This is a genomic window from Collinsella sp. An7, assembly GCF_002159335.1.
Classification (GTDB): domain Bacteria; phylum Actinomycetota; class Coriobacteriia; order Coriobacteriales; family Coriobacteriaceae; genus Coprousia.
On record NZ_NFHP01000002.1, the window covers coordinates 15,492 to 27,595 of the forward strand.

Genomic DNA, 12,104 nt, shown 5'->3' on the forward strand with positions numbered 1-12,104 from the left:
GCAGCGCCCCCGTCCGGTACCATGAGCTCGCACCCAAGCAGGGCAAGCCCCTGCCCAGCCCATCCCGCTGCAGGGCCACGCTACAGGGTCCAATCCTCGCTCTCGGTCTGCAGGCGCACCATGCGGGCAAACAGGCCGCCTGCCGCCATGAGCTCGGCCGGCGTGCCCTGTTCCGCCACGCTGCCGCCCTCCAGCACCACGATCTGGTCGGCCGCCTGCACGGTCCGCATGCGGTGCGCGATCACGATGACGGTCTTGCCCGCGAGCAGCCGCGAGAGCGCCTCCTGCACCTGCGTCTCGTTCTCGACGTCCAAGCTCGCCGTGGCCTCGTCCAGCAGCACGATGGGTGCGTCTTTGAGCAGCGCGCGGGCGATCGAGATGCGCTGGCGCTCGCCACCGGAGAGGCGGGCGCCGTTCTCGCCGATCATCGTGGCGTAGCCTTGCGGCATGCGGCCCACGAACTCGTCGCAGTTGGCCGCGCGCGCCGCTGCCAGCACCTCCTCGTCGGTGGCGCCACGCCGCCCCAGGCGGATGTTCTCCATCACGGTGTCGTCAAAGAGCGTCACGTCCTGGAAGACCACGGAGAAGTCGCCGAGAAGCACCTCGGGGTCCACGGTGGAGACGTCCACGCCGCCCACGGTCACGCGCCCGGAGCTCGCGTCCCAGAGCCGGCAGGCAAGCCGCGCGCAGGTGGACTTGCCGCTCCCGCTCGGCCCCACGAGCGCCGTGACCTCGCCCGCGTGCGCGGTGAAGCTCACGTCCTCGAGCACCTTCTCGCCGTCCTTCTCGTACGAGAAGCCTACGTGCTCAAACGCCACGTCGTGGCCGGCGGGCGCGTACGCCTCGCCACCCGCCGCCAGCGGCTCGTCGAAGAAGCTCCGCATGCGGGCGGAGGCCGTGCGGGCCGAGAACAGCTCGGCGATGAGCATGAGCGCCTGATCGAAGGGCGCGTAGATGCGGCTCACCACCAAAAGGAAGCAGAAGAGCGTGAGGAAGTCGCAGGCGCCCTCGAGCACGAGGGAGGCGCCGGCCAGCAGCGTGGTGGCGAACCCCAGGCGCAGCACCACCTGGGCGCCGTTGACGCACACGCCGCATGCCAGCTCGCTGCGCACAGCGGAGCGCTCGGCCGCGTCCACGCTCTCGTACACGCGCTCAAGGTAGCGCTCCTCCTGGTTGGTGGCGCGCACCTCGCGCACGCACTCCAGCGCCTCCTGGACAAGCTCGGAGGTCTTGAGCCCCGCCAGGCGCGTCGCGCGCATGAGCGGCTGGAGCTTTGAGCGCACGCCGAACAGCAGAAGCAGCGCCACCGGGCCCGACCACATCGAGGCCACGGCGAGCCGCCAGTCAAAGGCGGCGAGGCCCACGAAGGCGATGGCCATGGTGGCGTAGGCGCCGTAGAGCTCGGGCAGCACGTGGCTGTAGGCGTGCTCGGTGGTCTTGACGTCGGTCATGAGCGTCTCGGTGAGGTCGGCGAGGTCGCGCCGGCCGAAAAACGACAGCGGCAGCCTCCGCAGGCGCTCGGCGAGGGCGATGCGCTGCCGGCCGCTCTCCTTGTAGATGACGCCGTACTGGTAGTAGTACTGAAACCGTTCGCACACGAAGAGCACGACGAGGTACGCGGCCAGCACCGCCACCCACCCCGCAACGGGCACGGCAAGCGGATCGAAGCCGAGCGCGCCCCACGGCCTCAGCGCAACCGCGCCGCCCGTGAGCCGCGCCACCAGCGCGCTCATGACCGCGAACACGAACCCCACCCCCGCGAAGACCACGAGGTTGGTGACGGTGGTCCACACCGCGCCCAACAGCACGTTCCGCGCGCCCTCGTCCGTGAGGGCGTACTTCTCTTTTACCGACATCTATGCCACGCCCCTTTCGGCGCTCGAGATCCTCCAGCTGACCGCCCGCTCGTAGTCGGCCCACATGCGCGCGTAGAGGCCGCCCGCGCGCACGAGCTCGTCGTGCGTGCCCTGCTCCACCGCGCGCCCGCGGTCGAGCACCACGATCTTGTCGGCCGCGCGCACGGTGGAGAGCCGGTGCGCCACCATGAGCACGGTGCGGGGCGCGCCGTCGCGCCCGCGCGCGAGCCGCTTGAAGGCGGCCTGGATCTTGGCCTCGTTCTCGGGGTCGGCAAAGGCGGTGGCCTCGTCGAGCACCACGATGGGGGCGTCCTTCAAGATGGCGCGCGCGATCATGAGCCGCTGCACCTCGCCGCCGGAGAGGTGGACGCCCTCCGCGCCGTACACGGTGTCCACGCCCTCCGGCAGCTTGGCGAGAATGTCGTCGCACTGGGCGGCGGAAAGGGCCGCCAATACCTCCTCGCGCGTGGCCGCCGGACGCGCCGCGCGCACGTTCTCCAAGATGGATTGCGAGAACAGCCGGTTGGCCTGGAACACGAAAGCCACGCGGTCCATGAGGTCGTGGGGGTCCATCTGGCGCACGTCCACGCCGCCCACGGCCACGCGCCCGGAGTCCGCATCCCAGAAGCGGGGCACAAGCGAGGCCGCCGTGGTCTTGCCGCCGCCCGAGGGCCCCACGAGCGCCACGGTGGCGCCGGCCGGCACCGAGAAGCTCACGTGGTCGAGCGCCGGCTCGTCTGCCCCCTCGTAGGTAAAGCTCACGTCCTCGAGCGTCACGGAGTTGTCGCGCGGAGCCTTGGGCGCGGCGGGCGCCTCGACCACGGGAGCGGCGATGGCCTCCTCCACGCGGGAGACAGCGTCCGCCGCCGACTGGAACGCCTCGGACATGAACATCACGCGCGTCATGGCCGTGGGGATGACGGCGGAGAAGATGGCATAGAAGGCGAAGTTCGTCGCGAGACGCGCAACGTCCGCCTCGCCCGGCGCGATGAGAGCGACCACCGGCACGAGAAATACCGCCGCCGCGCTGATGAACGTGAGCGAGAGCGCCTGCGGCGTCTGGCACCACTTCACGGCATAGTCCTGCGCGAGCACCGTGAACTCCTCGATGGCGTCGTGGAAGGCGCGGAACGACCGCACCGTCTGCTGAAACACCTTGAGCACCGGAATGCCGCGCACGTACTCGGTGCCGGTCTTGTTCATCTTGACGAGCGACTCCATGTAGCGCGTCATGAAGCCCATGCCGCGCCCACTCATCATGTGGAACATGCAGGCGAGGCTCACCGCCACCGGCACGAGGCACGCCGCGCCCAGGCGCCAGTCGAACACGAAGAACAGCACGAGCATGCCTACGATCATGGCGATGGAGCCCGCCGTGTCGGGCAGCTTGTGGGCGAGAAGCCCCTCGGTCTCGGCCGCGCAGCCGTCCACCACGCGGCGCAGGGCGCCCGAGGCGTGCGTGTCGAAGTAGCCCAGGCTCGCGTGCATGAGGTGTGCCGTGGCGCGCTTGCGCATGTTGGAGGCGCAGCGGAACGCCGCCAGATGCGTGCACATGAGGCCCGTGAAATAGAGCGCGATGCTCGCCACCGCAAACCCGAGCGCCCACCAGCCGTACGCGGCTATGCCGGTGGCCGCTGGCCAGTTAGGCGCCACGGCGATGAGGTCGCGCGCCGCGAACCAGATGCAGATATAGGGACCGAAGCTCACGAGCATCGACACCGCCGAGAGCGCGCAGCCCAGGTACGTGAGCGCGCGCCGGGGTCCGGCGAAGGCGAGCAGGCGGCCGACGGCGCCGGACTGCCGCGGTTCTCCGCCAGCGGAAACCCCTCCCGTCTGTTGCGCGTCAGACATGATGTCCTCCTAACGTATCGCATTCTTGATTGACGTTCCGAGGCACGGTATCATGCGGAGCTAGAAATGTTTGCTTAAACTAACTTGTATGGGACGCAACGGCAAAAAGGAGGGACGGTTCTTCAACATGGCAGGCAACGCCGGCATATCCGCCGACCTCCTCGCGCTTTGCCTTCCCCAGGCCGAGCAGCTCGGCATCAGGCTTGAGCGCCGCGGGTGGTTCTGGGCGGGCGCCGCAACGGGTTCCGTCGCCAAGGGAACGATGTGGTTCTCGTCGCCCTCCCCGGGGTGCCTCGTGCTCTATCACGACGTGGTCCCGCGCGCCGACATGCGTCTTCGGGAAGAGTCGCGCGGGCCGTACGCCTGCGCGTGCATGCTGAAAGACGCGGCGCTTGTCTGCTCGCAAAGCTGCGGGTTGGCGCTGAGGCCCGCCGGCGAGAGGCACGGGGTCGAGCACACCAAGTTGGCGACGTTCGTCGAACGCGAACCGCGCACGCTCACCAGCCCCTTGCACACGGGGCAACGCTACCGCTCGAGCTCCATCATCCTGCTGCCCGAGTTCTTTGCCGGGCTTGAGCGGAGCTACCCCGGTGAGTTTCGCGACATGCCCGGCCTGTTCGACACGCATCTGGGAGCACGCGCGGGATGGGAGATCGGGCACGCGCTCAGCCGGATCTCCTCCCGTCCGCCAACCGGGTCGGGCGGGGCGCTCGCCCTGCGCGCCGCCGTAGACGGTCTCATGGCGTCGCTTGCGGCGGGCAGGGACACCTCGACGCGAGACGAGGAGGGTGCCGTCGAGCTGGTACGCCAGGCAAAGGACCTCGTCGCGCAAGCGCTCGACGAGGGAGCGGCGCCGCCCACGGTGGATGGGCTCGCAAAAGCGCTCTACGTAAGCCGCTCCCGGCTCTGCGCCGCATTCCAGCGCGAGACCGCGCAGAGCCCCGGGCTGTACGTGCGCCGGACGCGCATCGAGCGCGCGTGCGAGCTGCTGGGCAACCGCGACCTCACGGTGGCCGACGTCGCCGCCCGGCTTGGCTACCCCGGCCTCTCGGCGTTCGACCACGCCTTCACCAGGGCAACGGGCCTCTCCCCGCACGCCTGGCGCACCCAAAGAAAGTGCGCCTCGCCGCAGCCGAGGACGCCCTGAGCAAGCCAAAGAGGAATGAGACGAACCCGTTCCCAACCAGCCCATGGGCAACAAGTTTGTCGACGGTATAAGACGGAATGTCGGTACTTTTGTCGAGTATAGAAGACGGGCAAAAGTTGGAGCATGACACCGCCATCGCGTACCTGGGCTACGCCCGGGAGGCTTACCTGCTGTTCGACATCACCAACGCAACGGCCAAGTTCGTGGAGCGGGAGGGCGAGGCAAATCCGCTCCGTGTTCTCAAGCCACCTGGTGGTGGCGGAGCGAGACGGCTGCGACCGGCGTCGCGACGAGCGCGAGCACGAGGTAGATCACCGTGACTATGCCGATCAGGTCAATCACCTCAGGCCCCAGCGCATAGGACTCGAGCGCCGAGAACAGCATGTTGAAGTTCGCGAAGTTGAGTGGGAACAGCGCGAGCACTCACTCGAGGATGCCGATGCCGCCCGCCGGGATAAAGCCGGTAAAGAGCGCGAGCACCACGTCGACCAGGAAGACGGCGAGCGTCGACCGGGTGCGCGAGGACAGTGCGAGTGTGAGGCACGCAAAGCCTAGGCACGCAACGTACATGAGACCCACCGAAATGAGCGCAGCCTGACCCGCCGTGAGCGGATACGGCGAGGAGAGCCCCAGCGCCGGCACCGAAAGATCGAACCCATCCGCCCCGCGGAAGGCGACCGAGAACCCCATGACCACTGATGCGCACAGCACGAAGTAGAACGTGGCGTACAGAAGCGCAGCGATAATCTTTGCCGCAACGAGCTGGGAGCGGCCACGCTTCGTCGCGAGCACCACCGCGTCGGCGCCCGACTGGTACTCGAGCGAGAACACCGGCGCGAGCGTCACGCACACGGCCAGAATCGAGAAGACAAGAAACGCCGCGCAACTGATGATGTTCGCCCAGCCGCCCGCATAGCCATACGTGATGGGCTCGGCCACGGACGCCTGTGCGGTCGTGGTTATAAAAACCTGATGGTCTGCGGTAAGCGAAATGACGCCGGCTTTCCCAGCGGATGCCGGCCGGCCATGACTCAAAACAACCCCGTCCCCAAATGAGCCATCAGGTGAGGTGCACGTCGAGCGCCGCCAAGCCGGCAGCGAGGCGCTCGGTGTGATGCTGCATGTGGTTGCCCGGGCCGATGACGAGGTCCACCTCGCATCCGCGCTCGCGCAGGATGGCCACGCACGTCTCCAGCTTGTCTTGAACGGTCCGCATGATGGGCGCTCCGGCGCGGCGCTCCTTCTTCCCGATGGAGAGAAACGCGTAGCGGCCCATGCCGTCCGGACAAGCGCGCCGGAGGTAATCGACCCAGTCTTCATACCAAACCGAGCCCGAGAGACACGCGCAGGCCGAGAAGGACGAGCGCTCGCGCGTGAACGCATAGAGCGCAAAGAGCCCGCCAAGCGAGTAGCCGCAGATCGCGCGCCGTGCCGGGGCAAGGCCGTGCGCGGCTTCTACCGCGGGAACGGTCGCCTTCACCAGCTCGGTCAGCGTCTCGGCCGCGTGCCCGCCAAAGTCAGGCGCGCCCGGGCGTAGACCCGCCGCAGGCCAAGGCGTCAAGCTGTCGTTCCAGCTGCGCACGGGCACGCGCACCACCGTGGCACGAATGCCCGATGCGGCCATCGCCACATCGAAGGGGTGCTCCGGCGAGTCGATCACGTAGATAACGGGCGCCTCGGGTCCGGACGCCACGAGTGCGCACGCCTCGGGTCCGAGTGCTCCGGGCCGACCTTTCCCCGCAAAGACCTCGCACCCGGTTGCATCAACATATCCCATGCGCACCACCCCTCATCCCCAGCCTTGCCAGCATACGATAGCAAACCGCTTTGCCCAGGCACTGCGCCACTCGCCGATGTTGACGATTCGACTGAATCGTATCGCCATAAACCAGCAGCTCACAGAGCCCAATGGCACCGTACTATACTCGGCAAGGAATAAGACCTTGGAGGCTTAACCCATGAGCAGCACAAGGACTTGGTCGGATGTCTGTGGCATCGTTGCCGGCGCACTGGCGCTATCTGGTTCCGTCGGCATATTCGGCATCGAGCTACCGCTTGCCACCATGTCGCACGCCGCGGGCAGGCTGGCAGACACCCTGCTGCAGGTCTCCGATTCCTTCGGGGACTTTCCGGGAGCGTCAGGGCGCCTCTCGCAAATCATCTCATTTCTGCAGAGCTCCTCACAGGGTATGCTCGCGTATCTCGCCCTTGCGCTCAGCGCCATCCACATCGCCGTCTGCGCTGGCGCCATCATCTTGGCATGCCTGAACCTCTTGCGCGAACATCGCACGTGGCGCGCCGTACTCGCCGGCGCGCTCGTAATGGCGGATGCAGGTTCCATCATGCTGCTCTGCTCGGTTATAAGCTGGCAACTCTTCCTCATCGTCCGTTCCACCGCGCGCGGCAATCCCTGGGCGGTGGGACGCGGTATCGCCGGGCTCGACCCTACGCTCTCCCCCAGCCTCGGGCTCATCGCGGCGGCGATTGCGGGCATCGCCACGATCATCCTCGCCCTCGCGGCGCGACGCGCCAAAACGCGTACCCCTCAGGCGCGCCCCGATGAGCCGACTGTTTAGACATGGCCATATCGCCATGGTGCAAAACGACCCCGTCCCCAAATGCACCGGTCCTACGCTGTCTGCGCTGCGCGGTGCGCACGGCCGAAGTTGCGGCCGAAGAGCAACCCTGCCAGCAGAAGCGCAGCGCCCAGCCCGGTGTAGAACACCGCGATGAACCGCTCGGGCGCGATGCCGCTCGCCCTGAGCCAGATGCCGCCCGTCATCATCACCGCCATGATGATGAACGACTTGACGTCAAAGAATTTGAGGAAGAACTGTCGCTCGTCCCGGTACCCGCCGATGCGCGCGCTGTGCTTGCGCACCAGCTTTCTAAAGACGAAGAGCTGAAAGATGCAGAACACCACAAGCGAGAGCACGATGTTGAGCACGCCGAGGTACGCCGGGTAGGCCGCCAGGCCGATCCGCAGGATGTTGACCCCCGCGATGCTCCATACCGCGCACGCGATGAGCAGCAGCGTGGCAGGCTTGACCTTCATGATGCGTCTCCTTTCCGTCGCCTCGCCCGCCTCCGGCCGGCCTCGCTGGCCAAGCGGCAGACGGGCAGGCGGCGCAGCGGCTAATACAGGGTCCTGCGGACGATCTCGAGCGCGGCCGCAGGGTCGAAGTCGCCACGCAGCATGGCGGCCAGCATGAGCGAGAAGAGGGCGTCGGCGAAGCGCTCGGCGGTAAAGGCTTCGGTAAACGCACCGGGCCTCACGCGCGCATCGCGCTCCAGCACGGCCCGCAGCATGGCGAGGATGTGCCGCCACGCGCCATCCATCCGCCGCCTGCCGCCCTCTTTCTCCTCGCCCATGAAGCCCAGGGAATGCAGGGTAAAGAACCCGGGATACCGCTCGTGCCCGTATGCCAGGCGCTCGTACACCCACGTTACGCACGCCTCCGTGCTGCGGAAGGCGGCGGGTTCATCCTGGCGATGGAATATCTCGCGCCAGACGCTCTCGACCGTGGCGCCCACCAGATCCGCCTTGGAGTCCACGTAGTTGTAGATGCACCCGACCGACACCCCGCATGCCGCCGCCACGGAGCGGATGCTGACCGCGGACCAGCCGCTTTGCCGCACGAGCTCGCGGCTCTTTGCCAGGATCTCATCCTTCGAGGTCGCAGCGCTGTTCATGCGATATGCCTCCCCTCGGACCCGTGTGAACTTCAACATGAACAGTGTTCATGTTAGCGAAGGGAGCAGCCGACCATAGAAAATGCATCTATTGATGACAGGGTTGGGGATGGTGGAGTTGGGGATAATCGGTCGCCAGGTGTCGAGCGCTGGATGTCAGGCACGGAGTGGGCGCTCGGGCTCAGTGCCGTGGACATGACTCATTTTGACCCCGTCCCAGAATGAGTCAGGAGCCAGGCGATGATTGCGCTGAGGAGCGCTGCAGCAGCGATGACCAGCACGATTGCGAGCTGGGCGTCGCCGAGGGCCGGGAGGCCGAACGCGTGTAGCAGCTGGTCGAGCGCGCTCTCCGGCTCCTGCGGCTCGGTCGTGGGCCCCTCAGGCATCTCACCAGCCGCATCGCCTGAGCTCTCAAACTTGGGGGCAACCGAGACATCGAACACCCAGGAGCCATCCTCCAAAAGGGGCACGCCCACCAGTACGGGGTCACAGGTCAGGGTCTGGTTGCCACTCGCCACGCCGTCACGCACCAGAAGATACAGACCGGGCGCCAGATTGCGGAACACCGCGCGCCCGGCCGCGTCCGTCACAGCCGAGCCGTCGGTCAAAAGACCGTGCCCCTGAGCGTAGGTACCGAGCTCGCGCGCCGCCCTGCGCTCCCCAGAGGCGCCGAGTGACGCCCAATCGCAATCGAACGAATCGAAGGCGCTGGTTGTGGAGTACACAGGAGCGCCGTCGGCAGAGAGCTCCGCCGAGGCGACCTGCGCCAGACGCCACGTGTCGCCGAAGACCGGGGCCGCCTCCTCCCCCTGTCTATAGCTGGCAGTGACGGTAATCGACCCCAGTGTCTCCGCGCCCACGGCAACGGGCCGCACAACCAGGGAAGCCAGCGCCATCGCCACAACCATCAGGACGCACGCGCCCACCCTGCGCACCAGCTCGATATGCCTCGGCGCATGCCGACGACAGAGGGCGGCCCGCCGGCCACGGGGCAACATGCCATAAGAATCAGCCGTCACGCGAACCGTCCTTTCTCTGAAACCGTCCCCTCTTCGCAACCCCCGATGGCCCGTCGCCAGAATGACCGGCCGCAGCAGCCCCATCGTCCGTTGCAGCCCCGCCCTCCGACGCACCTCGCCGACCGGACCAAACGCGCAACGTTACAAGCGCCACCGCAATCGCCACGAGCCCGATGATGAGCATGAGGTACGGCAGCGGAATGTTGATAAAGTTTCCGGTCCGCCCCACCTCGCTTTCCATCTCCGCCGTATACGGAATGGCGTGGGCGTGCACAAGCAGCCGGTGCGAGTTGATGCCGTAGGGCGTGCAGGTGACGAGCGTCACGCGGTCCTCCCCCGGCACGATGGCGAGCGACTCCGTCTCGTCGGGGAGCACGGTCTCGATGCCGTCCACCTGGTATGCGTGCACCTCCTCGAGCACGCGGATGTAGAAGACGTCGCCCACCTGCATCTCGTCAAGATCGGTAAAGAGCTTCGCCGAGGGCAGCCCCCGGTGCCCGGAGAGCACCGCATGGGCCGATGAGCCACCGACGGGCAGCGACGTCCCCTCCACGTGCCCGACCGCCTGCTGCAACACCCGCTCCTCGACGCCGTGGTAGATGGGCAGCGTCACGTCGATGCGCGGGATGGAGATATAGCCCATGAGGCCGTTGCCGTCGAGGTTGAGCACCTCGTCGTAACCGGCGAGCACCTGCTCCCGCTCCTCCGGGGAGGCGGTTTGCGCTCCATCCGCCTCCCCGGAGGTCACGCCCTCCCTCTGGGCGAGCGCCGCGTTATAGGCGCGCGCCGCGTCGAGGATCTCCCGGCGCTCCTCGTCGGACATCACCTCGACCGCCTCGCCGTAGCGCTGGACCACGTGCGACGCGTTTTGCTCGATGATGAGGTTCGAGACGGTCGGGTACAGCAGGAGCGCGATGCCCGCGAGCACCACCAGCAGCGGGGCGAATCTGCTCAGCCACCCCCTCGCCATGCGCTAGCTGTTCCTCCGCGCTCGACGCGACACCATCCACGCCGTGCCGCCCACGATGGCGACCACGCCGACCACGGTGAATGCGACCGTTCCCACACCGCCGGTTCCGGGCAGCAGGATGCCGGCGTTGTTGACGATCTCGACGGCGTTCTCACCGTTGTTGTTGACCGACCAGCTCTGAAGCTCGCCATCGGTGGCGTACGTAGCCGCGATGGTCACGGTCGTGTCGGTTGCCTTGTTATAGCCCTCGGGCGCCTTGGTCTCGGTAAGCATGTAGGAGCCCTCGGCAAGGTCGATGAAGTGGATGGTGCCATCGGTGGGGGTGGTAACCTCGGTCACCGCATTCGAGGCCTCATCGGCCATGGCCGGACGGTAGGTATTGCTGCTGCCCGTGGCGACAAGGTTGATGACGTTGCCCTGCGCGTCCTTCAGCTGGAACGTCGCCCCGGCGAGTGGGTTCGTGCCGTCGGTCTTCTTCAGGTCGAAGTTGAACGTGTACTGATACGTGAAGATCTCGTCGGACGCATAGAGGTCGTCCACGGTCGGGCCGTTGGAGTAAAACACCTTCGCGGAGTTGGTGTTGTCCTTGCCCGTGCTTGCGAGAGACGCGCTCGTGTTGAGCGTCGCCGTGTACGTCACCGTGATGGTCTGGCCCGCCTTGCCCGTGAAGAGGTCCGTGGCGTCGTACTTCCCCGCTGCCAGTGGTTCAGTACCGAAGTTGATGACGAAGGTGTTGCCCGTGTCCTCCCCGTACTGGATGATGCACGAACTGGTCACGTCGGTGCCGCCGATCGCGACCTTCACACTCCCCTTGTCAAGGGTGAGGCCCTGGCTGAGCGTATCCTGAATCGCGAACTGATACCCGTTCGTATACCCGCTCACGTCGGGGACCATGGAGGTCAGGGTGAACGGCAGGGAGTCGCCGACGCTCGCGCTCGCATGGTTATCGGATCCATTAACTACTTTTTGAATGGTCGGGTAGACGGTCTTGAGGTTAATCGCAACCGGGGTGGCGTTGTTCACGTTCACGAGCAGAGCATCGGTCCCGCGAGACGGGTCGGTCTGATCCGTCGAACCCGCAGGACTCGGAACGACCAGGTAGTAACCGTATGCGAGATTTGCTGCCGTTGCCGTCTTTGAAGTCGTGTCCGCGTTGGCCGTAGTGGTCGCCGTCAGCGAATGGGCCGTAGCCCACGCTGCCGCCTGCTTCGCAAAGGTCGCCATCTCCTCCGCGTCGTCGTTGCCAAGACCCCTAATGTAGGTATATGCCGCGTTGGAGAGATCCGCATCATCGGCGGCGAGCCCGATGCCGCCGCCAGCGTCGGTGGTGAAGAAGCTCTTCCAATCGTCGTTCAGCACGTAGCTGTTCGTAGCTGTTGCGTCGTTCTGCGCGAACATCTGGTAGACGTTGATGCTCGCGAAGGGGCCGTTTCCCGCGACCGCGATGGAGCCGTCCGCTCCGGCGGCGAACGCCGGCGTTGCGAAGAGCAGCGCCCCGAGTGCCAATGCGAAGGTGGCCATGGCCACCGTGAGTTTCTTGCCTATCGTTTGCAGCATGTCTGCTCCTT

12 protein-coding genes are annotated in these 12,104 nt (G+C 66.5%); 2 read left to right on the plus strand and 10 right to left on the minus strand.

All coding sequences use genetic code 11. The features are described from left to right. Positions 1 to 80 precede the first annotated feature (80 nt). Positions 81 to 1,856, minus strand: a complete 1,776-nt coding sequence (locus B5G20_RS02235) for an ABC transporter ATP-binding protein (RefSeq protein ID WP_087354655.1) — start codon at positions 1,854 to 1,856, stop codon at positions 81 to 83. After that, on the minus strand, positions 1,857 to 3,707 hold the full coding sequence (locus B5G20_RS02240) for an ABC transporter ATP-binding protein (protein WP_204207625.1): 1,851 nt from the start codon (positions 3,705 to 3,707) through the stop codon (positions 1,857 to 1,859). Between the two features lie 127 nt (positions 3,708 to 3,834). Here B5G20_RS02240 and B5G20_RS02245 point away from each other — a divergent pair, with 127 nt between their 5' ends. Next, positions 3,835 to 4,854: an AraC family transcriptional regulator gene (locus tag B5G20_RS02245; protein WP_087354657.1), complete on the plus strand. Its 1,020-nt coding sequence runs from the start codon at positions 3,835 to 3,837 to the stop codon at positions 4,852 to 4,854. Positions 4,855 to 5,094: 240 nt separating this feature from the next. Here the strand turns inward: B5G20_RS02245 and B5G20_RS02250 are convergent, their stop codons facing one another. From B5G20_RS02250 to B5G20_RS02260, 3 genes are all read right to left on the minus strand, one after another. Next, positions 5,095 to 5,277 (minus strand): hypothetical protein, encoded by a 183-nt coding sequence (locus B5G20_RS02250; RefSeq protein ID WP_087354659.1) that lies wholly within the window; start codon positions 5,275 to 5,277, stop codon positions 5,095 to 5,097. Next, positions 5,278 to 5,793, minus strand: a complete 516-nt coding sequence (locus tag B5G20_RS02255) for a hypothetical protein (RefSeq protein ID WP_087354661.1) — start codon at positions 5,791 to 5,793, stop codon at positions 5,278 to 5,280. A gap of 121 nt (positions 5,794 to 5,914) precedes the next feature. Further along, complete coding sequence (locus B5G20_RS02260; protein WP_087354663.1) at positions 5,915 to 6,631, minus strand: alpha/beta hydrolase-fold protein; 717 nt, start codon at positions 6,629 to 6,631, stop codon at positions 5,915 to 5,917. Between the two features lie 181 nt (positions 6,632 to 6,812). On the opposite strand from B5G20_RS02260, the gene B5G20_RS02265 reads away from it, so the two are divergent. After that, the gene (locus B5G20_RS02265; protein WP_087354665.1) at positions 6,813 to 7,430 is read left to right on the plus strand and encodes a hypothetical protein; all 618 of its coding nucleotides are present in this window, start codon (positions 6,813 to 6,815) and stop codon (positions 7,428 to 7,430) included. Between the two features lie 53 nt (positions 7,431 to 7,483). Here the strand turns inward: B5G20_RS02265 and B5G20_RS02270 are convergent, their stop codons facing one another. The 5 genes from B5G20_RS02270 to B5G20_RS02290 form a co-directional block, all read right to left on the minus strand. Beyond that, positions 7,484 to 7,909, minus strand: coding sequence for a hypothetical protein (locus tag B5G20_RS02270; protein WP_087354667.1), 426 nt, complete (start codon positions 7,907 to 7,909; stop codon positions 7,484 to 7,486). Positions 7,910 to 7,989: 80 nt separating this feature from the next. Then, complete coding sequence (locus B5G20_RS02275; RefSeq protein ID WP_087354669.1) at positions 7,990 to 8,547, minus strand: TetR/AcrR family transcriptional regulator; 558 nt, start codon at positions 8,545 to 8,547, stop codon at positions 7,990 to 7,992. Positions 8,548 to 8,747: 200 nt separating this feature from the next. Further along, positions 8,748 to 9,443 carry a hypothetical protein gene (locus B5G20_RS02280; protein ID WP_143750202.1) on the minus strand — a complete coding sequence of 232 codons (696 nt, stop codon included), beginning with the start codon at positions 9,441 to 9,443 and terminating at the stop codon, positions 8,748 to 8,750. Between the two features lie 112 nt (positions 9,444 to 9,555). Next, positions 9,556 to 10,536, minus strand: a complete 981-nt coding sequence (locus B5G20_RS02285) for a class C sortase (protein WP_087354673.1) — start codon at positions 10,534 to 10,536, stop codon at positions 9,556 to 9,558. A gap of 3 nt (positions 10,537 to 10,539) precedes the next feature. Continuing rightward, a complete protein-coding gene (locus B5G20_RS02290; protein ID WP_087354675.1) occupies positions 10,540 to 12,093 on the minus strand; it encodes a SpaH/EbpB family LPXTG-anchored major pilin in 1,554 nt (517 codons plus the stop codon). Positions 12,094 to 12,104: the final 11 nt, after the last annotated feature.